Origin of the sequence: Klebsiella sp. A-Nf5 (genome assembly GCF_002810545.1) — a bacterium.
Classification (GTDB): Bacteria; Pseudomonadota; Gammaproteobacteria; order Enterobacterales; family Enterobacteriaceae; genus Klebsiella; species Klebsiella variicola.
The window spans coordinates 130,088-152,845 of the sequence record NZ_PIOG01000138.1 but is presented as its reverse complement, the minus strand read 5'-3'; the positions used below and the strand labels follow the sequence as shown (position 1 = coordinate 152,845).

At 52.8% G+C, this 22,758-nt stretch carries 21 protein-coding genes and 1 pseudogene; 12 read left to right on the top strand and 10 right to left on the bottom strand.

Annotated features, from left to right (window positions below):
• Positions 1–12: 12 nt before the first annotated feature.
• From CWM53_RS14725 to CWM53_RS14705, 5 genes are all read left to right on the top strand, one after another.
• Positions 13–759: a molecular chaperone gene (locus CWM53_RS14725; RefSeq protein ID WP_100730009.1), complete on the top strand. Its 747-nt coding sequence runs from the start codon at positions 13–15 to the stop codon at positions 757–759.
• Positions 713–3,280 carry a fimbria/pilus outer membrane usher protein gene (locus CWM53_RS14720; RefSeq protein WP_319826682.1) on the top strand — a complete coding sequence of 856 codons (2,568 nt, stop codon included), beginning with the start codon at positions 713–715 and terminating at the stop codon, positions 3,278–3,280. The genes CWM53_RS14725 and CWM53_RS14720 overlap by 47 nt, the downstream gene beginning before the upstream one ends.
• A 15-nt stretch (positions 3,281–3,295) precedes the next feature.
• The gene (locus tag CWM53_RS14715; protein WP_100631935.1) at positions 3,296–4,381 is read left to right on the top strand and encodes a fimbrial protein; all 1,086 of its coding nucleotides are present in this window, start codon (positions 3,296–3,298) and stop codon (positions 4,379–4,381) included.
• 24 nt (positions 4,382–4,405) lie between these two features.
• Entirely contained in the window at positions 4,406–5,140 is a 735-nt protein-coding gene (locus CWM53_RS14710; RefSeq protein WP_100631936.1) for a molecular chaperone, read from the top strand.
• Between the two features lie 159 nt (positions 5,141–5,299).
• Positions 5,300–5,776 carry a GNAT family N-acetyltransferase gene (locus CWM53_RS14705; RefSeq protein ID WP_100631970.1) on the top strand — a complete coding sequence of 159 codons (477 nt, stop codon included), beginning with the start codon at positions 5,300–5,302 and terminating at the stop codon, positions 5,774–5,776.
• Here the strand turns inward: CWM53_RS14705 and CWM53_RS14700 are convergent.
• A complete protein-coding gene (locus CWM53_RS14700; protein ID WP_100631937.1) occupies positions 5,773–6,234 on the bottom strand; it encodes a FidL-like protein in 462 nt (153 codons plus the stop codon). The genes CWM53_RS14705 and CWM53_RS14700 overlap by 4 nt on opposite strands.
• Positions 6,227–7,084 carry a winged helix-turn-helix domain-containing protein gene (locus CWM53_RS14695; RefSeq protein WP_100631938.1) on the bottom strand — a complete coding sequence of 286 codons (858 nt, stop codon included), beginning with the start codon at positions 7,082–7,084 and terminating at the stop codon, positions 6,227–6,229. Before CWM53_RS14695 ends, CWM53_RS14700 begins: the two co-directional genes overlap by 8 nt.
• A gap of 512 nt (positions 7,085–7,596) precedes the next feature.
• On the opposite strand from CWM53_RS14695, the gene CWM53_RS30530 reads away from it, so the two are divergent.
• Positions 7,597–8,193 (top strand): hypothetical protein, encoded by a 597-nt coding sequence (locus CWM53_RS30530; RefSeq protein ID WP_133122281.1) that lies wholly within the window; start codon positions 7,597–7,599, stop codon positions 8,191–8,193.
• 47 nt (positions 8,194–8,240) lie between these two features.
• Here the strand turns inward: CWM53_RS30530 and CWM53_RS14690 are convergent.
• A pseudogene (locus tag CWM53_RS14690) lies at positions 8,241–8,464 on the bottom strand (IS3 family transposase); the annotation flags it as partial.
• Between the two features lie 616 nt (positions 8,465–9,080).
• On the opposite strand from CWM53_RS14690, the gene CWM53_RS14685 reads away from it, so the two are divergent.
• A complete protein-coding gene (locus tag CWM53_RS14685; RefSeq protein ID WP_100631940.1) occupies positions 9,081–9,941 on the top strand; it encodes an MBL fold metallo-hydrolase in 861 nt (286 codons plus the stop codon).
• 254 nt (positions 9,942–10,195) lie between these two features.
• Positions 10,196–10,468, top strand: a complete 273-nt coding sequence (locus CWM53_RS14680) for a hypothetical protein (protein ID WP_032691249.1) — start codon at positions 10,196–10,198, stop codon at positions 10,466–10,468.
• Positions 10,469–10,536: 68 nt separating this feature from the next.
• Here CWM53_RS14680 and CWM53_RS14675 read toward each other — a convergent pair whose 3' ends face one another.
• On the bottom strand, positions 10,537–10,902 hold the full coding sequence (locus tag CWM53_RS14675; RefSeq protein WP_165785080.1) for an HdeA/HdeB family chaperone: 366 nt from the start codon (positions 10,900–10,902) through the stop codon (positions 10,537–10,539).
• A gap of 301 nt (positions 10,903–11,203) precedes the next feature.
• Here CWM53_RS14675 and evgA point away from each other — a divergent pair, with 301 nt between their 5' ends.
• Both evgA and CWM53_RS14665 read left to right on the top strand, forming a co-directional pair.
• Complete coding sequence (evgA, locus tag CWM53_RS14670; RefSeq protein ID WP_074387553.1) at positions 11,204–11,818, top strand: acid-sensing system DNA-binding response regulator EvgA; 615 nt, start codon at positions 11,204–11,206, stop codon at positions 11,816–11,818.
• A 4-nt stretch (positions 11,819–11,822) separates the two neighbouring features.
• Positions 11,823–15,065 (top strand): ATP-binding protein, encoded by a 3,243-nt coding sequence (locus tag CWM53_RS14665; RefSeq protein WP_100631941.1) that lies wholly within the window; start codon positions 11,823–11,825, stop codon positions 15,063–15,065.
• 89 nt (positions 15,066–15,154) lie between these two features.
• Here CWM53_RS14665 and CWM53_RS14660 read toward each other — a convergent pair whose 3' ends face one another.
• Positions 15,155–15,817 (bottom strand): YfdX family protein, encoded by a 663-nt coding sequence (locus tag CWM53_RS14660; RefSeq protein WP_165784224.1) that lies wholly within the window; start codon positions 15,815–15,817, stop codon positions 15,155–15,157.
• A 237-nt stretch (positions 15,818–16,054) separates the two neighbouring features.
• Here CWM53_RS14660 and CWM53_RS14655 point away from each other — a divergent pair, with 237 nt between their 5' ends.
• Both CWM53_RS14655 and hdeB read left to right on the top strand, forming a co-directional pair.
• A complete protein-coding gene (locus tag CWM53_RS14655) occupies positions 16,055–16,630 on the top strand; it encodes an HdeD family acid-resistance protein (protein ID WP_061153259.1) in 576 nt (191 codons plus the stop codon).
• A 26-nt stretch (positions 16,631–16,656) separates the two neighbouring features.
• Positions 16,657–16,962, top strand: a complete 306-nt coding sequence (hdeB, locus tag CWM53_RS14650; RefSeq protein ID WP_100631943.1) for an acid-activated periplasmic chaperone HdeB — start codon at positions 16,657–16,659, stop codon at positions 16,960–16,962.
• Between the two features lie 68 nt (positions 16,963–17,030).
• On the opposite strand, the gene CWM53_RS14645 is transcribed toward hdeB, so the two are convergent.
• The 5 genes from CWM53_RS14645 to CWM53_RS14625 are packed head-to-tail and all read right to left on the bottom strand — an operon-like array spanning position 17,031 to position 22,416.
• Positions 17,031–17,834: an MIP/aquaporin family protein gene (locus CWM53_RS14645; RefSeq protein WP_100631944.1), complete on the bottom strand. Its 804-nt coding sequence runs from the start codon at positions 17,832–17,834 to the stop codon at positions 17,031–17,033.
• A 53-nt stretch (positions 17,835–17,887) separates the two neighbouring features.
• A complete protein-coding gene (locus tag CWM53_RS14640) occupies positions 17,888–19,711 on the bottom strand; it encodes a diol dehydratase reactivase subunit alpha (RefSeq protein ID WP_100730010.1) in 1,824 nt (607 codons plus the stop codon).
• Positions 19,712–19,723: 12 nt separating this feature from the next.
• The gene (locus CWM53_RS14635; protein WP_023291057.1) at positions 19,724–20,149 is read right to left on the bottom strand and encodes a glycerol dehydratase small subunit DhaB3; all 426 of its coding nucleotides are present in this window, start codon (positions 20,147–20,149) and stop codon (positions 19,724–19,726) included.
• 2 nt (positions 20,150–20,151) lie between these two features.
• Positions 20,152–20,736 carry a propanediol/glycerol family dehydratase medium subunit gene (locus CWM53_RS14630; RefSeq protein WP_074387547.1) on the bottom strand — a complete coding sequence of 195 codons (585 nt, stop codon included), beginning with the start codon at positions 20,734–20,736 and terminating at the stop codon, positions 20,152–20,154.
• A gap of 12 nt (positions 20,737–20,748) precedes the next feature.
• Positions 20,749–22,416: a propanediol/glycerol family dehydratase large subunit gene (locus CWM53_RS14625; RefSeq protein WP_061153254.1), complete on the bottom strand. Its 1,668-nt coding sequence runs from the start codon at positions 22,414–22,416 to the stop codon at positions 20,749–20,751.
• Positions 22,417–22,758: the final 342 nt, after the last annotated feature.

Genomic DNA, 22,758 nt, shown 5'->3' with positions numbered 1-22,758 from the left:
TGAGGTTTTTTGATGTTTAAATATTTACTCTCCGGTTGCATCCTCATAGCCTCGAGTATTATTCCCTCAAGCGCTGTAGCGGACGTAGCAATTAACGGAACACGCATCATCTTTAATTCAAAAGATAAAGAAGCTGTTGTCCAGTTAAAAAACAATGGTAAGAATCCGTATTTGTTACAACTGTGGATTGATGATGGGAATCCTAAAGCTAAACCCGGTGAAGTAAAGGTTCCTTTTATTATTAATCCTCCAGTGGTACGCATCGACCCCACAAAAGGTCAGGCGGTGAGGATCATGTTCACTAATGCCGCCCTGCCCCAGGACCGGGAGACGCTGTACTGGTTCAATATGCTCGAGGTTCCGCCAAAACCCACTAGTTTAGTGGAGAGTGGCACTAACCTTTTACAGCTTGCCTTTCGAACGCGAATTAAATTGTTCTACCGTCCAACCAACCTTCAGCAAACTCCTCTGGAGGCTTATAAGAACCTTAAATTTACGTTGCACGGCAATACGTTAAATGTAAAAAATAAATCCCCCTATTTTGTTACATTCAGCAGCATCGAGATCCGTAAATCAAAACATGCTGCGGTTGTCGCCACCGTTGATAATTTTCCGCGACGCATGCTGGCACCTCAGGGTGAAATGAGTCTCCCGCTGACAGCAAAAAGAGCTGAAAGCCTGAAAGGCCTCACACTTTTCTACAGTGTAATTAATGATTACGGAGGGGAAACCAAAAATGAGCAGGAATTGCCAAAATAATAACAAGAAAACTTCTTCAGTTCGTTTATCACGTATTGCACAACTGGTTATATTATCCATTGCCTTATCTCAAGCGGCATCAGCAAAAGAAAATGAAGAAGTTGTTTTTAATAGTGCATTTATGCGTTCAGCTATTGACGTTGGCGCATATTCCCAAGGTAATCCCATAGCCAGCGGGACTCATACGGTTGATATTTATGTTAATGATAAATGGAAAGGCCGTACGGACGTTAATTTTACCTATGACGAAGAGAACCCAATCGTTGCTAAGCCGTGTTTTAATATTAATTTGGTTTCCATGCTGGGTATGAACATTGATAAGTTAACCAGCGAAATATTACAAAAGCTACAATCGGCTAACGCTTGCCTCCGCGCTAAAGATATCGTCCCCGATCTGAGCGCCGAATATGATATTGGTACTCAGCGAATTAACATTCAGGCGCCACAGATTTATCTACTTCGCCATGCCCGGGGCTACGTCAGCCCTGAGCTATGGGATCACGGTATTCCCGCCGCGACGCTGCAGTATGATTATAACGCCTACCATTCCAGCATGTCCGGCGGCGACTCGCTGGAAACACAGTACCTGGGGCTACGCGGCGGCATCAACTGGGACGCCTGGCGTCTGCGCTACCGTGGCTCGTTTAACTGGAACAAAGGCCAGGGCTGGCAGTACGACAATACCAATACTTACCTTGAGCGTGCGATTATTCCACTGCGTAGCAGGCTGGTGATCGGCGAATCCTCCACCGACGGGAATGTGTTTGATAGCGTGGGCTTTCGCGGCGTGATGCTGTCGTCAGACGATCGGATGTATATGGATTCTCAGCGCGGATTTGCGCCGGTGGTCAACGGTATTGCCAACACCAATGCGCTGATCCAGGTGAGCCAGCGGGGCACACGTATCTATGAAACAACCGTGCCGCCGGGGCCATTTACGCTGGACGACCTGTATCCGACAGGGGTCGGGGGGGACCTGCTGGTAACGATTAAAGAAGCGGACGGCAGCGAGCGTCGCTTTACCGTTACCTACGCCTCTATTGCAGAACTTTTGCGCCCAGGCACCACCCGCTATACCTTAATGGGTGGACGCTACCATAATGCCTCCGTGGATGAAAAACCGGACATCATGCAGGGCACGCTGCGCCACGGCTTCAGCAACCTGATTACCGGCTACACCGGCATCCTGGGCGGCGAGAACTATCAATCGGTCGCAGGTGGCGTTGCCCTGAATACCTCTGCTGGCGCAATTTCGACGGATATCACCCACGCCCGCAGCACGTTGCGCGACGATATCAAGCGTGAAGGGCAAAGCTTACGCTTCTCTTTTGCCAAAATACTGCCGGTGGTGAATACCAACGTAACTCTCGCCAGCTACCGCTATTCTAGTTCGGGCTATTACGGTATTGACGACGCCATGAGGCTGCGCGCCGGGCAGTTACGCGACAGCAGCTGGTTCAACGATACCGCTAACCGCAAAAACCGCGTTCAGTTGAGTGCCACGCAAGATATCGACGATTCGTGGGGCAGCTTTAATATCAGCATCAGTAGCCAGGACTACTGGAACCGCAGTGGCCGCGATACGGAATACCAGTTCGGCTACACCAATGTATTCAAGCGTTTTAACCTCAACATTAACGGTAGCCGTACCTGGGACCTGATGAAGGACAAGTGGGATAATAAGATTGCGATCGGCATTTCGCTGCCGCTCGGCGACAGCGGCCGTTCGGCCTATCTCAACTCCACCTACATTCAGGAACGCGATCATCGGGGCATACAGAACTCGCTTGCAGGAACCGCTGGCGACAACCGCCAGTACAGCTATAGCGCCTTTGGTAGCGTAGACCGTTACAAGGATGTTGGGACCCGAACAACCGGCGGTCTGAGCGGCAACTGGACCTCGCCGTGGAGCAACATTGGCGGCAGCATGTCCGCAGGAAAGGGCTATCAGCAGTACGGGGTGAGTCTATCCGGCGGCGGTGTGGCATGGCAGAGCGGCGTGGCGCTGACGCCGGTGATGGGCGACACCATGGCCGTAATTGAAGCAGATCACGCTGCAGGAGCCAAAATTACCAATAACAACAGCCTGCGGCTAAACAGCTCGGGTAAGGCGGCTGTGCCGTATTTAACGCCGTACCGACAAAATACCATTGGGCTCGATCCGAAAGGCTTATCAAACGATATTTCACTGGAAGTTACCAGCCTGAATAGCGTCCCCACGGCGGGAGCGGTGGTCTTAATGAAGTATAAAACCGATGTCGGCCACTCTGCGCTTCTGACACTCAGACACCCGTCTACTGAACTGCCGTTTGGTGCATCCGTTCTTGATGAAGCTAACAATACCGTCGGATATGTCACCCAGGGAGGGCAGGCGTTTGTACGGGTGAAAAATGAGAACGGACAGCTTCACGTACGTTGGGGGAGTGGAGGAAACCAACGCTGCTCATTTAGCTACCGCCTGCCGAGCGGAAAATCAACGCCTGCCGGTGAGCTGCCGCAGCTTAACGCAGTTTGCCAGTAACAGGAGATGTGAATAATGAAAAGCATTTTGCGTATTATAGCCCCGTACCTGCTCGCTTTCAGCGGCTTATGTGGTTTCGCCCGGGCAGACGGAAGCTGGGTCGATTGCACCAGAACCAACGGCTATTATCAGTACTTTGACTCCGCTACTGTTCAGGTGGGCAAAGATGCGGAGGTGGGCGATTTACTCGGCAGTTGGTTCACCTCGTCGAATCCCACGGCGTGGACCTGCAACCATCGCACCGCCTATCAAGACTCGGATATCCCTGTTGCGGTACAGGCATATCCGCCCTATACCATCTGGAGTACTGCCCAGATCGATGGCCAGACCTACACGATTTACAACACTGCGGTAAAGGCCGGCCTGGGTTACGTCGCACGATGGCGTTATACGGTAAAGGGCCAGGTCAGCGACTGGTACCCGTTGACCGCCAAAAACGGCATTTACCAGACGCCCGCGCAGCTATTCAATGCCAGCGACAGCGGCAGTTCATGGAATGTTGGCGTCGATGTTCAGGTACGTTTTGTCAAGACCTCAACGTCGTTAACGGCGGGAAGTCTCAACATTTTTGACCCAGTTTATATGCGTCATTACCAAAGCTATCAGGGCAATACCTCCTTCGGTAGCGGCACCTATATGATCGCCCAGTTCCGCTCCGGCGGGCTGGTAATTTCAACCACCGGTGGAACCTGCACTACCCCCAATGTTACCGTCGATCTCCCCCCTGCGAGCCGGGCTGGCTTTACCGGCATCGGCTATACCACTTCGCGGACCGACTTTAACCTGGACTTTAAAAAGTGTCCTGCCGGCTTAGCCAGCATCAGCTATTTGTTTACCCCAAATTCGTCGATTATTGATAATACGCAGGGGGTCTTTGCCCTGAGCAGCGCCTCTACCGCCAGCGGGGTGGGCATTCAGTTGCTGAACGACCAGGATATACCCCTGTCGTTCAATACTGAGTATCTCCTGGACGATTATGATACCACCAAAAGTAATGCCAACTACTCGGTACCGCTGCGCGCGGGCCTTTACCAGACGGAAAATAACGTTACATCAGGCAGTATCAACGGGGCGGTAGTCTTTACCGTTCGCTACAGATAAATATCGCCACCGGGAGCGTACGTCATGGCCTTCATTACAAAATTGGCTTCACTTTTTCTGGTAATTTTTTTAACCGCCCCGGTAACGGCTGAAACCTATATTAACTTCACCCGCCTGGTGGTCAGCGAGCAGGATCGCGAGGTAACGTTTAGCATTATGAATGAGGGGAACAGTGCGGTCCTTATGCAGTTGTGGACCGACCGGGACAACTATCTGGATCGTCCGGAAATCATCAGAATGCCATTTCTTATCCAGCCGCCGGTTTTCCGCCTCAACGGACATGATTCCCGCATCGTGCGCCTACAGCTGGCTGGCGATCGCAGCACGTTGCCGACCGATCGCGAATCGTTATTCTGGCTTAACGCGCTGGAAATCCCGCCTGAGGCCGCTGGGGCCGGAAAAGGGGAAAAAATTCTGCTGCAGATGGCTTTCCGCACGCGCATCAAACTTTTTTACCGCCCCGCGGCACTGGCAAACATAACCCCCGAAAAGAACGTTAAGAAGATCGTCTCAACAACAACACGCTGCGATGGAAAAATATGCCTTAAGATGAGTAACCTCTCACCACTGCACTATACCCTGCTAAAAATTGTCCTCGATAACGGGGATGAGATCGGCAACCTGCCGGCCGACGGACTGCTCCAGCCATTTTCGTCGCTGAGTATTATGCTCCCGCAGTCGGCAACCCTCAGGACACAGCTGAAATCATTTACCTGGATTGACGATTATGGCATGGAGCGCAATCACTTAGGGCAGTAAAAGAAATCAGAAGCCACGAGATAAACACCATGCTGAGGGCTGTCCTTTGGAACTTGACTCATGTGCGACTCAGGAGGGCGGTATAGGTGAAGTCTTTTTGGCACTCCCTTTGATAGAAAACGGACAAAAACCAATAATCAGGAGGAAGGAATGGAACGAATGGAAGGATTCAGGATAGATGTGTCAGAAAATATTGCCCTGGAGGACCTGATATCAATTGAAAACGGTTTGAAAAATTTCACCGATCAAATTACCAATATTAGTGACAGAAAGCCTCTATCTGTGGTTATCCGCGAGACAAATAGTGGGAAGGTTCTTGGGGGAATACTCGGACGTTCTTCCCTGGGCTTACTGTTCATAGATTTTGTTTATCTACCACCAGAACTCAGATCAATGGGGATTGGGAAAGGGTTATTACAACGATTCGAAGATGAAGGCCGAAAACGAGGGTGTGTTGCCGGATTTCTGTACACCATGAATATCCACGCTCCAGGTTTCTACAAGAAAAGCGGCTGGGAGGAATTTGGAAAAATTGACTGTTTACCTGATGGCGCTTGCCGTATATTTATGAAAAAAAAGCTCCAGGCATGCTGGGATGAAGATTTTTTCATGGTGCCATACCATACCGATAATTAGCGTTTGATGCTGCTGCCATTACAATAAAAAAAAGGTGCATTGACAAAGCTCATAATAAAGTCACTTTTGTTCTCTCGTTTAATCCGAAAGGTTAAAGAGTTACCATTTTCGACAAAGAATGAGGGATAATGCTTCATGAGCAAGAAATCTGGAACATTGTCCAGCGGATTTTTGTGGATGATATCATTTATCAAAAAATAATCAGTGGCGCTTTTTTTATTATAAGTAAAACGGACCTCTCGGCTGATGATATATGCAGCCTTGTCATTATTAACCTTTCCATTTATTAATATCACCCCAGTTCCTTTAGATAGGATAAACCGGTAGAATGCCTTAATCACAAGATCATCGTGATACAAACTATGATTAACTTCACAAGTGACATCATCATTAGCATAGACACCCGATGGAAGAAACATCAGGAGCATGCATATAGCAGAAAAAACAGATCTAGTCATTTTTATCCACAATGTAGGTTACAGAATCACATTTGAGGGTAGCTTGAGGACCACAGATAAAAATAGTCAACCGTGGTGAAGTCGAAAAATAGGAAACAAAATATTTTTTCCCGGCACTGCAATTGTATCCGTGACGTTGTAAAAAACCAACAACAAAATCATTATTATCGTTTCGGTCGTTAAAATAAACACAGGATGGCTCCTTGGCAAAATTACGATAGCCATCGATGGTAAACTCGTTCTCTTTATTGATAATCGTCCATATAAAGAAAGCAATAGATAGCAGGCCACCAAGTAACAGTAGCAGATAGACTATACGTTGAGAAAATATTTTTTTTACCACAACCGGTTCGCTAGCGGTCTCCGGTTGCGCCTCTCGAGCGGGCAGAAATGCAGCCTCTGAGGTCAGAAAAGCCGGGGAAAGTTCTGCACGGCGTAAATTATGCTTAACCGGTTGTTCTGGTTTGGAAATATCCTGTTGACGAAGTGGCGAAATGGTAGCCCCATCCTCAACAACTTTTTTTATTCTAACATACTTATTGACACGAATTCCCTTCCCTCTGACCGTGGTGAGTATTTCCTTCTGATAACCTAATTCCCTGAAAACCTTACGCAAATTAACAAAACATTGATAGTAAGCTGCATTGGATACGGTACGCATAGCATTCGTCCCCCAACCCGCCACCATGAGTTCAGGCTGGGTTACCACCTCGCCATGTTTCTCAAGTAAAAGTGTCAAACAACTGGAGCTGGCGCTATGCATAGTAAATGTTGATGAATTCTTTAAAGATAACAGCTGTTTCTCCTGAGGGGAGAAAACAATCTCATTATCAATAATATATTTATCCATACGCCCCTCAACAAAATGAAAGTACTTTTAATACAAAACATATCAATACATTAGCATAACTCCGGATGTTTTAAACGAGCTGCGTTAACGTAATTAACGCTTTATTTTAAAAAAATACTTCCCAATAGTTCGCAGTCTGACTAACACACAACTTTCTGAGTATAAGCAAAACCTTAGTTTTACTTATCATCATAACCAGTTGTTAAATAACAAGTTTTACTTATGTTTTAACAAAAAAAATTCACCATTTAGGAAAATGACCTTACTCTGCATCTCATAAGCCAGTGTGATGAGACATCAAACCCTCCCAGCATGGCGCTATGTCATTACCAGATTTTATTTTCGTGCACCGAAAGAAATTTTAATCATCAGCTAATTGAGCGATTGTGAATCCAGATGCATAAAGGCATACAAATTAAACCTCTATTTGATGCTTACATTATTAATAAAGCATTTAATTTGAATGTAAAACAAACGCGAACAGCTTCCAACAAATAAACAAAGGGGTTTTAATGATCTATCATATCATTTCAGATGACATTTTTTTCTTATTAGGAGCTAGCGCAGCGTTGAAAGCAGTAATCAAAGAAGGGTTTATCATAAGTAATAACATTAATGTAAATAGCTGGAAACACACTCGAGATGAAATATTAAAGACCCCGCTACAAAAAATAATAATATATATACACTGTTTCCGAAAACGCCGTAGAGTATTAAGACTGGCAGCTTCACACGATCTTAGCGTGATAATATTGACACCATTAAAGCTCAACGAAAATGATACAAATAACAATTCAATGCTTATTTCACCACAATGCTCAACTCTTGATTTTTTGTTTTCATCACTTAACTCAACCTCAAACTACAGCTATAAAAACGGTTGGAAAAAATCGTACAAAATAATAAAAATGCTATCTTCAGGAGTCAGTACGCATGAGCTTTCAACGAAATTAGGCATAAGTAAAAAGATGGTCTACACTATCAAAAATGATACTATCCGCAAACTAGGTCTTACTACGGCTAAAATAGATGGATTGCTTCTCTGTCGAGATATACTTGAAATGAATCTTATCAACCTACGCTGTAATAATATTAGGAAAAGTCGATAAGATAACAGAAAAATACCCGACACAGTATAACCATCACGGATAATCCCGACATTTTCGGACCAGTGATGATATTGGTTTTCATATTCTGCTGGTGATATCTGAGCGCGCGAACCATGCCGGTGCTTACTCTTATAAAACATTTTGAAGTCATCAAAAACATCACTGAGAGCGACTTACCGCGTTTCTGTAGCGGGAAAAAACTGTCTGTAACTGCTTTATCGTGACAGTTACCACGACGACTCATACTGCCTTCCTGGCAGTTTGATGATAGCGGATAAAATCCAGACGATCTTTCTACCTTGCGAGCTGATTACAAACCTTTAAATTTTAACTACATGATTTTTTTATAAATTTCATCTTTCACACCAAGGCTGAATCAGTTCAACCAAATGCTGTCAATGATTCAGTAATAACAAATAGAAATAAGATATATCAATATTAGCAATGCTACTGGATACGACGTTTCTCAAGTCAGGTCAGCGATGTGGGCAATTGCGCATTTCCATCCCTGCGGCCCTCAGGATCGTTGATGTCGGACGGGCCGACTTGACGGTCGCGTTCATTCGGTCGACCACGAGGGCGTGGCGCAATGCCGGTATACTCATAGACTGGTTAAGTTGTCAGGGATGAAAGACAGCGATTGCCCTGCCACCGTCTTCATTGACATGATAATTGCGGCGCCTGTATTAATAGCTAACTCAAGCAAGAAGCGGGCTTTGCGAATTTTTTAGCGATGCGCATTCTTTTTCCTGCAGGTGGCTAGTCAGCATTAACCTGCAAGCCAAATGTTGGTGAATTGCTTATCCGCAATGAATGTGGCATAACACCGGTCCATAATAGAAAGAGTTTCCTTTTCATATTGTTGGCGCAACATCGAGGATTTGCTGATGCAATTAACGGTTCTGGTTGATAATAATACATTAATTGACAGGTATCTTGTCGGTGAGCCTGGTGTATCCTATCTGATTGAGCATGATGGTCAAAAAATCCTTTTCGATACCGGATATTCGGATGTTTTTTTGCAGAATGCGCAAACGTTGAAAATTGATTTAACCACTATCGATAGTATCGTTTTATCTCATGGGCATAACGATCATACCTGGGGCCTCAATCATTTAACCCAACATTATGATCGCCTAAATTTCACGCCTGAGAAAAAGATAAACTTGGTTTGCCATCCAGATGCATTAAACCCAAAGTATTTTGATGCAAAATCTATAGGGTTCAACTATAGATTCGATCAAAATGATCTCTTCTTCGACAAAATTTGCAGCAAAAAACCTTATCCACTCACTGAAAACATCATCTTCCTTGGTCAAATACCAAGGAACAATAAATTCGAGATGCTGACACCGGTAGGCCAAACGGTAGATGATAAAGGCGAAATCACTGATGATTACGTTATGGATGATTCTGCGTTGGCAATAAAGACAGAAGATGGACTGGTGGTAGTCACAGGCTGTTCTCACGCGGGAATAGCTAACATTATCGAATATGCAAAACAGGTTACCGGAGAAAATCACATTGTTTCGGTCATTGGTGGGTTCCATCTGCAAAATGCCGATGAAGATCGCCTCACGAAGACAGGGGATTACCTTAAAGCATTGTCCCCAGATTCCCTCTATCCATGCCATTGTACCGATCTTGCGGCTAAGGTTAGCCTGGCGCGTTTTATCAAAATTAATGAGGTCGGCGTTGGGCTAAAACTACATTTTTCTGCCGCCGGAAATGAATGCAAAAGAGGGTAGCCGGCACGCAGGAGAGCAAACGGCAGCGGCCGCAGCGACCAGGTTCGTTAAATTTCAGGTCAATATCTGAAAAATAACCATAGCCTGCGCCAGCTGATCAAAATCAATACTCCCCTCTCGCCCCTCTTATATATAACCCGTTGACTCACAAAAAGGATGAAATGATGAAAATACGGGATATATCAGTCAGTACTTGTCTGGCACTGTTATTAATGGGTTGCGTAGCTAAACCGCCAATGGCGACGGAAAGTGAAATGAAAGAGGCGGCCGCCTTTGCTTTTAATGTCGATGCTTCGCAGGTGACAATTTCCGATGCGAAGCAGCAGGATGTGAAAACCAACTTTGTGGCCACTATCGGCAAAACCAGCCATCGTTGCTATGTGACGAAAGCCGCCGAGCCGAAACTTTACGGGCTGATCCCACTGGGCGGCGGCAGCACTGTCTCGGATGCTATCTGCGCCGGCAGCAACCCGACGCCAGCGAGCAAAACCTGCGACGCCCTGTCGAAAAAAGCGGGCCGCTGCTGAGTCTTTGCGCAGGAGAAGGCCGCTGACTGCACACTTAGTCACTTTTTCTGCCGCTTTACCGCGGTCGCTTAATTCAGCGACCGCACCTGCTGGTAAGAGTTGAGCCGTTCACGCAGCGAAGTCAGCCACGCATCTGGTTCCTGGCGGCAGATTTCGGTGAGGATCGGCGTCAACACCAGTTCAGCTTCATGAAAGTCGGTCCACTCCGGCGGCTGCAGTGAAAAAGGATCGTTCATCAACCAGATCACCATCGGCGTCCAGGTGCGCGGGTCCTGCTGCAGATAATCCTGACAGCGCATCATATCGCGGGTCTGCACCACATCGGGCGCTACCTCCTTTCCCACCGCCGCGCTACTCATTGCCAATACGATGATTCCTGCCATCAGTCGTTTCCAAACCCATTTTCGCCAGAGTGTGTGCTTTTCTTTTGCCATTGTTATTATTTTACCTGCCAGCTGTCACCGGAGAGAATTCCCGGCAACTCACCTTAAAAAGAGCAGATTAATCGTTTGCATTTTTTTTAACAGCAGACAGCGCTGAAGTCAGTGAACGCCTGTTCCTACAACTGTCATCCAGATATGCAAATATATTCAACAAGCACTCATTCACAATATTTTCCCGGCCGAAAACGATTTGTGTTACAATTGCGCCTTATTCCGGCACCTATAAAAAATAATCCCCGCCGCACCTGCACCAGGCATCGCTATTCTTTTTTATATCAGGATTTACGCCCCCATGAATGCGATAATCATTGACGATCATCCATTGGCACGTATTGCCATTCGCAACCTTCTCGACACCAACGGCATTACCGTCGCGGCAGAACTCGACAGCGGCGCCCATGCGGTGCAGACCGCAGAAAGCATGCAGCCTGACCTGCTGATCGTCGACGTCGATATTCCCGAGCTCAGTGGCATCGACGTTCTGGAGCAGCTGCGCAAACGCCGCTACCAGGGAAAAATCATCGTCATTTCCGCAAAGAATGAACGATTCTACGGCAAACGCAGCGCCGACTGCGGGGCCAATGGTTTTGTGAGTAAAAAAGAGGGAATGAATAATATCCTCGCCGCGATCGACGCGGCCAATAATGGCTACAGCTATTTCCCTTTTTCACTGGAGCGCTTCTGCACACACGGCATCACCGATCAGGACCGGCTGGATACGCTGTCAACGCAGGAGATGAAGGTCTTCCGCTATATCCTCTGTGGCGTCGACTACACCACCATCGGCAGCAAAATGAATATCAGCAATAAAACGGTAAGTACCTATAAGGTCCGTCTGATGGATAAATTAGGCTGCAGCTCCCTGCTTGAGCTTTATGACTTTGCGCAACGCAATAAAATAGGGTGATGGCATGGTGGTTCGTCTTATTTTATCCGTCGTTGTCGGGCTGACGCTGAGCCTCTCTCCTGCCGCGTATGCCATGAAACAGCTGGAGCTGAAGAGCCATTCTCATATCGCGGCGATCGATATCCCGCTTAGCGTTAAGGAGAAAGCCTGGCTTGCCGGACAACCGACGTTAACCATCGGCACCTGGCTTCCCGAGATGACGCCCATCGTCTATGACGGCGATGAGGAAAGCTATCAGGGGATTAACGCCGACTATCTGGCGCTGATGAAGCGCAGCCTCGGACTGAAGGTGATTATCCGCCAGTATGACACCGAGCAGCAGGCGCTGGCCGCCCTGGACGATCGGCAGGTCGATACCTTGCTCACTCAGGTGGCGCACCGGGATGCGCTCACCGCGGGCCTGGAGCGAACCGCGCCGCTGATTAAAACCTGGCCGGCGCTGGTTACCTCGCTGAAATCCCCCCTGCCGCCGCTGACCACTGACCGCCGCGTTACGCTGGCCTGCACCCGCGAATGCGCCTTTTTCGATATTATTCAGCAGGCGTTTCCCAACGCCAAAATCACCCTTTACGATAGCGACTACCAGGCGCTTGCCTCGGTGGTCAGCGGTGAAAATCAGTATTTCATTGGCAACAACATCACTACTGGCCACTGTATCTCGAAGTATTTCTCGCAATCGTTGGTCATTGCGCACTATTTTCGTCAGCAGGAACAACACAACCGCTTCGTCACCCGCGACGATCGGCCGGAGTTACACCAGATCCTCGATCGTTTCATTCATGCCATCGACAGCGATACCGCGATGCGGATCATGCAAAACTGGCTCAACCGCGGCGATCTGTCGTTTCTCAATACCCCCCTCCCCTTTAGCGCCGAGGAGCAGCGCTGGCTGCAGAAGCATCGTCGCGTCCGCCTGCTGGTCAACCCCTACTTTCCGCCCTTTACCCTGGTGGATGACGAAGATGAGCTACGCGGCATCATGGCCGATATGCTGAATATTTTCTCACTGCAGACCGGACTACAGTTTGAACCCATCCTGGTGCGCAATCGCCACGATCTGGCAAAGCGCATGGAAAAAGAGGACTGGGCGATCATGCCCGCCGCCACCCTCAATTCGCAGCCGCAGGACTATGTCACCCTCAGCGATCCGCTCATTAACGTGGCTTTTGTGCTGGTCGCTCGCGGCAGCGCGCCTGACCAGCATCTGCTGACGCGAGCGGCGCGGATCGCCCTGCCAGTGGGGCCGCTTGCCGCCCACGACCTGAAAGCGCGCTTTCCACAGGTCAACTGGGTGGAGACAGATAACATTGGTATCGCCATGAAGATGGTGGAAGAGGGCGAAGTGGATGCCGCAGTGGCCTCGGAACTCTCCGCCCGCTATATGATCGATCATTACTATCCACAGGGTCTGCACTACACCCGCATCGACGGACTCCCGGTCGCCGCCATTCGGTTGGCCATCCCGCGCGATGAACCGGTGCTGGCCGCCATTCTTGGCAAAGCGCTGCAGGCGATTCCGCCACGGGATATTCTGCAGATGACCGAGAAGTGGTCGAAAATATCCAGCCAGCAAATTGAGAACTGGAGCCAGTACAGCCGACAGTTTTACCAGTTGATCGCCTTTGCGCTGGTGCTGATCGCCATCAGCCTCGGCTGGGGACTCTCCCTGTGCCGGGAAGTGCGCAAACGCAAAGACTCCCAACAGCGGCTGGAAGAAGAACTGGCGCAGAAGGAGGCGCTCTCCCGGGCGCTGGAGCACGAGAAAGATAAAGCGATTCAGGCGACAAAAGCGAAGAGCCGCTTTCTGGCCAGCATGAGCCACGAGCTGCGCACGCCGGTGAGCGCCATTGTCGGCTTTCTGGAACTGCTGGCGAACCCGGAGCTGAACATCGGCCAGCGTAAAGAAGCGATCGAGCTGGCGGGGTCAACGGCGCAAACCCTGCTGGGGCTTATCGGCAATATTCTTGATATCGACAAGATTGAATCGGGAAAATACCAGGTCACCCCGCAGTGGAGCGATGTCGCACAGTTAGTGTCGCAGCAGTGCCACACCTTCGGCGCGCTGGCGCAGCAAAAGGGCATCGTTCTGCACCACCATAACGCGCTGCAGGAAGGGACCATGCTGTGGCTCGACCCGCAGGCGCTACGGCAAATCCTCAATAATCTCATCGGCAATGCGCTGAAGTTCACCGCCGAGGGCGCGATTCAGGTCAGCTGCCGGCTGGTGCAAGCGGATGAGACGCAGGGGGAGCTGACCCTCACCGTCAGCGACAGCGGCTGCGGGATCAGTGAAGCAGAGCAGGCTACCCTCTTCCACCGCTATGCTCAGGCACGCCAGGGGCGCCAGCAGACCGGCTCCGGACTGGGGTTGGTCATTTGCAAAGAGCTGGTTGCGCTGATGCAGGGTCGGCTGGAGATGGTCAGTCACCCGGGTGTAGGAACAACTTTCACCCTCACTCTGCCGGTCAAGGCGAGTCGCTGCGCGATTCATGCGCCGCAGGCATTGCCCGCCAGGCCGCAGGCCCTGCCCGGGCTGGCGATTTTGATAGCGGACGACCATCCCACCAACCGGTTGCTGCTTAAACGCCAGCTCAGCACCATCGGCTATAGCGTCGATGAAGCCTGCGACGGTGAAGAGGCGGAGAATAAGCTCGCCAGCAAACATTACGATCTGCTGATAACGGACCTCAATATGCCGAAGAAAGATGGTCTGGCGCTGGCGGCCTCGTTACGCCGTCGCTATCCGGGCCTGGTCATTTGGGGCGTGACCGCCAGCGCACTCCCGCAGTCGCGTGAGGCATGTCTGACCAGCGGGATGAATATGTGTCTGTTTAAGCCGGTGTCGGTTCAGACGCTGAGCCATGAGCTCAGCCGTTTAGCGGAGGGCCGCGCATCTCCTAACGTCACCCGGCACCTGAAGCTCAGCGTGCTGACCGAAAATACCGGGGGAGACCAGGCGCTGATGACTGAAATGCTGGAGACGTTCCGCGATGCGTCGGCCACAGATTTGCAGGCCGCCGGACAGGCTATCGTCCGGCATGAACCGCAGATCTTTCTGCGGGCGCTGCACCGTCTGCACGGTTCAGCACAAATTCTGGGGATTACTGCGCTACAACAACTGTGCGCCCCTTTTGAGGCTAAGCGACCTGATTCGCTGACGCCGGCAAGCTGTCTGGAGGTGGTACAGCACATCACCGGCGTCATGCGCGAGATCGACGGCGAAATCAACGCCCTGATCGGCCGCTAGCCGTTCCGCTCGGGCAGTCCGCTGCCCGAGCGTTAAGGGGACATCCTTGTCAGTTTCTTCCTCTGCGCTCTCTCAGGGTGGAACGAGGATCAGTTACCTGCCACCAGCATCTCGCTATCCACCACAATGCCCTCTTCAGCGCCTTTCAGCACCAGATTCGCTTCGTAATACTTCCCGGCTTTCAGCAGTTTTTGCGCCTGCGCCACCGCTTTGCGGGTCTGGTTGAGCGGCATCAGATACTGGTTCTCGATCACGCCAATGCCGGCCAGGCGCAGGGTATCGATAGCCCCTTTCTGGTCACCTTTCGCCAGCTTTTCGTTGGCAGATTTAATGGCACTCTCTTTTTCCGGCGTGGCCACGTAGTCTTCAGACAGGGCGACGGTCGCGTTGATCACCACATAGCGATCGGCGATCATTTTTGCTGTGGCGTCAGTTTTCACGAACTTTGCCCAGCTGGCGTCATCGGCGGCCAGCAGCGCGGCGGCGTCGTCTGTCAGTTTTTTGGCGCTATCCGGCTGGCCGTGGAACAGCGCCAGACGGGCAAACTGGACGTCGCGCATTGCGTTCGCGCCCTGCACCGCCACCTGCAGCACATCGGCAGCTTCTTTCTGAACCTGTGCCGTGGCCGCCGTGGCTGGCGCTGCCGTCGCGCTGTCTGCCGCCCACACCGGAGAGGTACTCATCATGGTTGCCAGCAGGCTCGCCAGAATAACTTTTTTCATTGTTGACTCCTGATTAAAATCGGTAAGCATCACCAAACGCAGCCAGCTTAAAAAATATCGTGGTTATTGAGAATCAGAGCCCGGAAGCGATATTGCGGGCCTTGTCTGACAGCTGTCAGACAAGGCGTATAAAGTGACCTCGGCGCTCTTATTTACGCCAGGCGATAGCGCGGCCTACTATTTTCATTAGACATTTATTTTGGCCCGCTGAATAAACCATACATTTATTTCAGCGCCAGGCCGCCAACTGGGATCTGCGGAGCAATTATGTTTATGTTTAGCCATTACACCTTAAATGCGTTTAGCCCACGCGTCTTCTTACGATATAAACGGCATGCCGGCATGATGGCCGCCCTGCTGTTTATCTGCGGGGCTTGTTGCCTGGCCTGGCCGTTGGTCGCTGGTTGGTATCTCGCCGTCGTCACCGGCATGTTGTTGATGATCTGTGGTTTCTATTCGCTGTACAGCTTAATTGTCTTCCGTCAGCAGCACTGGAAATCGCGCCTGGTGGCGCTGATCTTCGCCATTGCCTGGATCGTGCTCGGCCTGAGCTTTGTCGTCAATCCCCTCAATGGCATGAGCAGTCTGGCCTTCTTATTCGGCTTTTTATTTGTTCTCGGCGGTATTTCCCGCATCGTCAGCGGATGTAAAACCCGAAAACAAAGCGGCGCTGGCTGGAATATTTTTATCGGTTTGCTGGATTTAATTATCGCCTGCCTGTGGCTGGCAATGAACCCGCAGCAAAGCTGGTTATTTATCACCGCTTTTATCGGCGTTGAAATGATATTTAGCGCCATCGGCTTTCTGGTCCTGCGCAATAAGATGAAGCATGCTCAGGCTTAAGCCGTATTTTATCACTGGAGAAGAAAATGAATTTACCTAAAGCACTCGTGTTGACCGCGGCGGCCACCACATTCTGTCTGATGACCAGCCCGGCGTTTGCGGTTCAGGAAACCACACCGCAGAATATGACCTGTCAGGAATTTATGGATATGAACCCGAAAAGCATGACCCCCGTGGCCTTCTGGGTCGTGAATCGCAACACCGACTTCAGCGGCGGCGACTATGTCGACTGGCATGAAGTCGAGACCGTCTCGGTGCCAAAAATGTTGCAGCAGTGCCACAAGAACCCCGCCGCTAAACTCGGCGACCTCAGCGCGGCCATCAAAAAATAATCCTGCTCCCCGGCGTCCCGCCGGGGAAAGTTAACCTCGTTACCCGCCGTGACGCGGCAGGCCCCGTCTCACTTATCGATACCGCATTCGCACGGCAGATGGTGGCCGATAAGCTTGCGGTATAAAAACGCCCCCATAATCGCCCCCACCACCGGCGCCAGCAGCGGCACCAGAAAGTAGGGGATCGCCAGCCCGCCGGTAAAGGCGATCGAGCCCCACCCGGCCAGACCGGTAAACAGTTTAGGGCCGAAATCGCGCGCCGGATTCAGCGCAAAGCCGGTTAGCGGTCCCATCGACGCGCCGATCACAGCGATCAGTAAGCCAATCAGCAACGGCGCCAGCGGCCCGCGCGGAATTCCGTTGCCGTCGTCGGTCAGGGCCATGATCATCGCCATCAGGATAGCCGTAATGGTGGTCTCCACGACAAACGCCTGTGTAAAGGTGATATGCGCATGCGGGTACGTGGAAAAGACCCCGGCCAGGTTAAGGCTGGCGGCAGTGCCGCGAACGATATGCTGACTCTGTTCAAGATCGAGAAACAGCTGACGATAGAGCCCATACACCAGCGCGGCGGCGCAGAAAGCCCCGGCCGTCTGCGCGACAATAAACGGCAGTACCTTGCGGCGTTCAAAACAGGCGAACAGCCACAGGGCAATGGTCACCGCCGGATTAAGGTGCGCGCCAGAGACGCCGGCCGTCAGGTAGATGGCCATGGCGACGCCAAGGCCCCAGATAATACTGATCTCCCACTGACCAAAGCTGGCCCCGGCGACCCGCAGCGCAGCGACACAGCCCGCGCCGAAGAAGATGAGCAGTCCGGTGCCAAGAAACTCGGCCACGCACTGCCCGGTTAAGGTAGAAGTCTGGTTCATTATCGGCATCCTGAAATAGCACGTTAAAGAGAGAGGCTGGCGCGAGCGCCCGTTTAATTCGCCTGACCGGCCAGTACCAGCCCGGTGGCGACCGCATTGCGCGGCCCTTCTGTTCCCCGAATATTGCCCTGCCCGGCGACCACGCCATAATGCGACAGGGCTTCCGTGATAAGCTGCGGGATCTCAAAGTCCAGCGATGAGCCGCCCACCAGCACCACAAAGGCGATATCGCGGATGGAACCGCCGGGTGAAACCTGGCGCAGCGCGCGCAGGCAGTTGGTGACAAAGACTTTCTCTTTCGCCTGGCGGCGCACGAGACGAATTTTTTCCAGCGGACTGGCGTTATCGATCGGCACCAGTTCGCCCTCCTTGATGTACACCACTTTGGCGAACACCGCCGGGCTAAGGGCTTGCCGAAAGAACTCCACCGCGCCATTCTCGTGGCGGATACTGAACAGACTTTCCACTTTGGCCAGCGGGTATTTTTTTATCGCTTCCGCCAGCGAAAGATCCTCGAGGCCCAGCTCGGTTTTAATCAGCAGGCTGACCATATTCCCCGCCCCGGCGAGATGCACCGCCGTTATCTGCCCCTCCGCGTTGACGATCGCCGCATCCGTCGAACCGGCGCCAAGGTCGAGGATCGCCAGCGGCGCCGCACAGCCAGGAGTGGTTAACGCCCCGGCGATGGCCATGTTGGCCTCCACGCCACCCACGACCACCTCCGTCTGCAGTCGGGCGCTCAGTTCGCGGGCGATAACCTGCATCTGCAGACGATCCGATTTCACCATCGCCGCCATCCCGACGGCATTCTCCATGGCGAACTCGCCAGCCATCCCGCCCTGCACCTTGCGCGGAATAAACGTATCCACCGCCAGCAGATCCTGGATATATATCGCGCTCATCTCATGGCCGGTCAGGGACGCCATCACTTTGCGCACCCGCTCGAGCATACCGCCGGCATGGGTACCCGGTTCGCCGCGGATGTCGCGTACCGGAGCGCAGGCGCTCATCGCCTGCATGATCGCTTCCGCGCCCTCGGCGACATCGGCCTCTCCGCGGCGCTTTTCGCCGCTAATGTAGAGGTTGCCCGCCGGGATCACCCGCGACTGCACATCGCCCTGCGGGGTCTTGAGCACCACCGCTGAACGGTTGCCAATCAGGGCGCGGGCGATGGGGACGATGGCCTGGGTCTCTTCCGGACTTAGCCCGAAGAAGGTGGCGATCCCGTAGGGATTCGACAGGATCCGCACCACCTGGCCCGGCGCAGCCACTTCCACCGCCGCCATCACCCCCTCGGGGACCTGCTCCAGCAGCGTCACTTCATCCACCACTGGCAGGGTTTTACGCAGGCGGTTGTTCACCAGCACGCCGTCGTCCTTTTTGAGGATCGCCGCCACGACGTTGATCCCCCGGTCGAGTGCCTCATTGAGCAACCACACGGCGTCTAGAAAATCGACGGCGTCGTCAATCAGTACGATCCACCCCTCGGCATACTGCGCCGCCGACAGCGTCGCCAGCCGCCCGAGGGCGATGGTCGTCCCCACGCCAACGCCCACCCCGCCCGGGGTTTGCGGGTTATGACCGATCATGGTCGACTCGGTGATAATGGTCTCGGTGATGGTCTCCATGGCCACATCGCCAATCACCGGCGCGGCTTCATTAAGGTAAATGCGAGCCACATCGGCCATTGACCACCGCGTCTTCGCCAGGGCCTGCTCCAGCGCGGCGAGGGTCCCGGCGATATTGTCCCGCGTCCCTTTCATGCCCGTCGTCGCGACGATGCCGCTGGCAACAAACGTCCTCGCCTGCGGGTCGTCGGACGCCAGCGCCACTTCGGTGGTGGCGTTGCCGATATCAATCCCGGCTATTAACGGCATGCTGACCTCCGCTTAGCTTCCTTTACGCAGCTTATGTCGCTGCTGATACACTTCCGCCGCCTCCCGGACAAAGGCGGCATTCACCGTCGCATGCCAGGTGTGCTCCAGCTCGTCGGCGATCGCCAGCAGCTCCGCCTGCGAGGAGCGGAACGGGCGCAGCGCGTTATAGATAGCCAGAATGCGCTCGTCAGGAATGGCAATAAGCTCCGCCGCGCGGCGGAAATTGCGCGCCACCGCATGGCGCTGCATCTGCTCGGCAATCTGCGCCTGGTACTCAAGGGTCTGGCGGGAGATCCGCACATCCTGCGGGCCCACCTCGCCAGAGAGCACTTTCTCGAGGGTGATGTCGGTCAATGGTTTGCCGGTAGGCGTCAGGATATGCTCCGGGCAGCGGGTCGCTAACGGATAATCCTGCACGCGCATGGTTTTCTCGCTCATGGTCACTCCCTTACTAAGTCGACGTGCAGGGTGACGGGCTCGGCGTCCTGCACCACATGTTTGGTCTCTTTGATATGAAACAGGGCGGCTTTGGCCATAAATTTCGGCCGCACCATCTGGTCGTTCACCACCGGCACCGGCGAAGGTGACTCTTTGCGCGCATAGCGCGCGGCGTTTTTGCCAATCTGCCGGTAGGTCTCCAGCGTCAGCAGCGGCGCCTGGGAGAACAGCTCCAGGTTGCTGAGCGGCAGCAGATCGCGCTGATGGATGACCGTGGTCCCCTTCGACTGGATACCAATGCCGATCCCCGAGCCGCTCAGGTTCGCCGCATCCCAGGCCATAAAGGAGACGTCGGACGTGCGCAGAATGCGCACCACCCGGGCGTGAAGCCCCTCTTCTTCCACACCGGCAATCAGCTCTTTGAGGATCGCGCCATGGGGCATATCGATCAGGGTGTGATGCTGGTGTTTATCGAAGGCAGGGCCGACACCAATCACCACTTCATCGGCGCGCTCATCGGCAGAAGCCGCCTCGCCCTCGCGGGTCTTCAGGGTAAAAGAGGGCTGATTTTGGGTTGTCTGTTGCACAGGAATACCGCCTTATTCAATGGTGTCGGGCTGAATCACGCCCGGAATATTTTTGATCTCCGCCCAGCGTTCGGCGGAGATACGATAGCCGGTGCCCGGCCCCTGATAGTCATTGATGTCGTTGACCGCGCTCACCACCTCGAACTGCCGATCGAGAATGGCCGAGGTCTGCAGGTAATCGCCGGTGACCCGCTGGCGCAGCATATTGAGAATATTGCTGGCGATATCCTCAAAACCGCTGCGGCTCAACGCGCCGACAATATCGAGGCCGGTGATGTTGCGCTTCATCATCTCTTCCACCGCGCTCAGATCCTCCACCACGTTACGCGGCGGCATCTCGTTGCTGCCGTGCGCGTAGGTGGCGGCCTCCACCTCCTCGTCGGCGATCGGCGGCAGCCCCAGCTCGCGGAAAACCGCCTGGATCGCCCGCGCCGCTTTCTGACGAATGGCGATGGTTTCCGCCTCGGTCACCGGACGCAGACCGCCATCGACCATCAGGTCACGCTGCAGGATGTTGTAATCATCAAAATCTTCCGCATCGAAGTTCGAGCCGGCGAACATGTTGTCGTAGTTCGGCACCGCGCTGTAGCCGGAGAAAATAAAGTCGGTGCCCGGCAGCATCTGCATCAGGGTGCGCGCGGTGCGGCGGATATCCGAGTGGGAGAAGGTCTGGTCGTTGGCCGATGCCACCTCGAGATCGAGCATGGAGGCGATCAGGTTTTCCGCCAGCACCGCCCGAATGCCCGACGGCACGGCGCCGGTCATGCCGATGCAGCTCACCGCCCCGTTCTGCAGCCCCTGCACCCCAGCGCCTTTGGTAATGAAGATGCAGCGCGATTCGAGGTAGAGCATCGACTTGCTCTCCGAATAGCCCATCAGCGCTTCGGAGCCGGTGCCGGAGGTGTAGCGCATTTTCAACCCGCGGGAGGCGTAGGCCGAGGCGAGGAACGCCTTTGACCACGGCGTATCATCGCCGTCGGTAAATACCGCCTCGGTACCGTAGACCGATACCGTCTCGGCATAGCTGGTTAAGCCACGCATGCCCAGCTCCAGCTCGGTGGCCTCTTCCACCGAGCATTGCGTCAACACACCGGGGCGGCCGCACTGCGAACCGACCAACAGCGCCAGGGCGTTAAACGGCGCGTAGCGCGCGATACCGACCGTGGTCTCCTGCTCGGAGAAGCCGCGGATCCCGGCCTCGGCGGCGTCGGCGGCAATCTGCACCGGATTATCCTTCAGATTGGTGACGTGGCATTGGTTGGAGGGGGTCCGACGGGCGCGCATCTTCTGCAGCGCCATCATCATCTCCACCACGTTCATCTGCGCCATCACTTCAACCGCTTTGGCCGGCGTGATGGCGGTGGTGATGGCAATGATCTCCTCCCGGCTGACGTGAATATCCACCAGCATGCGGGCTATCTCCAGCGCCTCCAGGCGCATCGCCTGCTCCGTGCGCTCAACGTTGATCGCGTAATCGGCGATAAACCGGTCGATCATGTCAAACTGGTCCCGGCGCTTGCCGTCCAGCTCGACGATCAGACCGTTTTCCACTTTTACCGACGAGACCGGGTCAAAGGGGCTTTCCATCGCGATCAGCCCCTCTTCAGGCCACTCGCCAATCAATCCGTCCTGATTAACAGGGCGCTGGGCCAGTACTGCAAATCGTTTTGATCTTTTCATTGTTCATGGGCTCAAAAGGTGAAATCCGCAGGCGGTAGCGAACACGCCGGGCCAGCGTCACCGCCCACCCGGCCATTACCGGCAATAGCGGAACTTTAAATGAGCCAGTGCTGAAAAAAATAAAATTAATTTCGTTTCAATTTGGCACGTTAAATCGGCAAACAGTTTCACTGTGAAACTCCATCCCCACGGCAAAAATAAAAAATGTGATCATCAGCAATGATATAAATCAATTAATGAAAAAAGCCTCCCCTCGCGTTTTCCCGAAGCCGTTTTAGACCTATTGACTAAATCATGGCGGGCGACAAAATAACGCTAACAAAAATAAAGCAAGCCAACCGT

What these genes read in the sequence shown, in the direction of transcription:
- CWM53_RS30530 (WP_133122281.1), top strand. Translation starts at nt 7,597, where the DNA reads ATGATCTATCATATCATTTCAGATGACATTTTTTTCTTATTAGGAGCT.
- CWM53_RS14660 (WP_165784224.1), bottom strand. Translation starts at nt 15,817, where the DNA reads ATGCTTACCGATTTTAATCAGGAGTCAACAATGAAAAAAGTTATTCTG.
- CWM53_RS14640 (WP_100730010.1), bottom strand. Translation starts at nt 19,711, where the DNA reads ATGCCGTTAATAGCCGGGATTGATATCGGCAACGCCACCACCGAAGTG.
- CWM53_RS14675 (WP_165785080.1), bottom strand. Translation starts at nt 10,902, where the DNA reads ATGGCAAAAGAAAAGCACACACTCTGGCGAAAATGGGTTTGGAAACGA.
- CWM53_RS14655 (WP_061153259.1), top strand. Translation starts at nt 16,055, where the DNA reads ATGTTTATGTTTAGCCATTACACCTTAAATGCGTTTAGCCCACGCGTC.
- CWM53_RS14685 (WP_100631940.1), top strand. Translation starts at nt 9,081, where the DNA reads ATGCAATTAACGGTTCTGGTTGATAATAATACATTAATTGACAGGTAT.
- CWM53_RS14695 (WP_100631938.1), bottom strand. Translation starts at nt 7,084, where the DNA reads ATGGATAAATATATTATTGATAATGAGATTGTTTTCTCCCCTCAGGAG.
- CWM53_RS14725 (WP_100730009.1), top strand. Translation starts at nt 13, where the DNA reads ATGTTTAAATATTTACTCTCCGGTTGCATCCTCATAGCCTCGAGTATT.
- CWM53_RS14700 (WP_100631937.1), bottom strand. Translation starts at nt 6,234, where the DNA reads ATGACTAGATCTGTTTTTTCTGCTATATGCATGCTCCTGATGTTTCTT.
- CWM53_RS14705 (WP_100631970.1), top strand. Translation starts at nt 5,300, where the DNA reads ATGGAAGGATTCAGGATAGATGTGTCAGAAAATATTGCCCTGGAGGAC.
- evgA (WP_074387553.1), top strand. Translation starts at nt 11,204, where the DNA reads ATGAATGCGATAATCATTGACGATCATCCATTGGCACGTATTGCCATT.
- CWM53_RS14645 (WP_100631944.1), bottom strand. Translation starts at nt 17,834, where the DNA reads ATGAACCAGACTTCTACCTTAACCGGGCAGTGCGTGGCCGAGTTTCTT.
- CWM53_RS14665 (WP_100631941.1), top strand. Translation starts at nt 11,823, where the DNA reads ATGGTGGTTCGTCTTATTTTATCCGTCGTTGTCGGGCTGACGCTGAGC.
- CWM53_RS14635 (WP_023291057.1), bottom strand. Translation starts at nt 20,149, where the DNA reads ATGAGCGAGAAAACCATGCGCGTGCAGGATTATCCGTTAGCGACCCGC.
- CWM53_RS14680 (WP_032691249.1), top strand. Translation starts at nt 10,196, where the DNA reads ATGAAAGAGGCGGCCGCCTTTGCTTTTAATGTCGATGCTTCGCAGGTG.
- CWM53_RS14625 (WP_061153254.1), bottom strand. Translation starts at nt 22,416, where the DNA reads ATGAAAAGATCAAAACGATTTGCAGTACTGGCCCAGCGCCCTGTTAAT.
- hdeB (WP_100631943.1), top strand. Translation starts at nt 16,657, where the DNA reads ATGAATTTACCTAAAGCACTCGTGTTGACCGCGGCGGCCACCACATTC.
- CWM53_RS14710 (WP_100631936.1), top strand. Translation starts at nt 4,406, where the DNA reads ATGGCCTTCATTACAAAATTGGCTTCACTTTTTCTGGTAATTTTTTTA.
- CWM53_RS14720 (WP_319826682.1), top strand. Translation starts at nt 713, where the DNA reads ATGATTACGGAGGGGAAACCAAAAATGAGCAGGAATTGCCAAAATAAT.
- CWM53_RS14715 (WP_100631935.1), top strand. Translation starts at nt 3,296, where the DNA reads ATGAAAAGCATTTTGCGTATTATAGCCCCGTACCTGCTCGCTTTCAGC.